General features: G+C 42.1%; 2 protein-coding genes. Both read right to left on the minus strand.

What is annotated here, in order from left to right; translation table 11 throughout:
• Positions 1 to 98, minus strand: a 98-nt coding sequence (locus tag LJE11_RS19315; protein WP_139354902.1) for a DUF961 family protein, incomplete at its 3' end; no start/stop codon positions are given.
• Positions 99 to 336: 238 nt separating this feature from the next.
• On the minus strand, positions 337 to 466 hold a 130-nt coding region (locus LJE11_RS20940; RefSeq protein ID WP_442860897.1), incomplete at its 5' end, for an LPXTG cell wall anchor domain-containing protein.

The raw sequence follows: 466 nt of genomic DNA on the forward strand, positions 1-466 counted from the left end.
TTATTTTTATCTCTTTCAAAGACTGGCTCGCTTTCGCCTGCAAATTCAAGAGTTCCAAAAGACTGTGCCATATCTGGCACGACATATTTCATTTCCATATTGTTTTACCTCGTTTCTTTCTATATTTGATAAGTTTTTTAATTGTGATTTCTTATTCTGGCGGTTTGGGAAGTACCAGCAATCCCCCAGATAGTAAAGGGTAAAATCAATGCTTACGCACCCTTGACTATCCGTGTTCTTGCAGGTTGTAGGCAGACAAGCCAGAATAAGCAAAAATCTGCCGTTTGACAGCTTCGGCGGAGAGCGTGATTTTTCTTTCCTCATACCGTTACCGCCTTATGATTTCTTCATTTTACGGCGTTTGTAAAGATATGTTCCAGCCAGTCCACCAGCAGACGCAAGCAACATCACGATAAATGCCATTACATTTGTACTGTCGCCCGTTTTGGGACTGTCGCTAGGTCTG

This window comes from Blautia sp. DFI.1.216 (genome assembly GCF_020594215.1).
In the GTDB taxonomy this organism is placed as follows: domain Bacteria; phylum Bacillota; class Clostridia; order Lachnospirales; family Lachnospiraceae; genus Blautia_A; species Blautia_A wexlerae.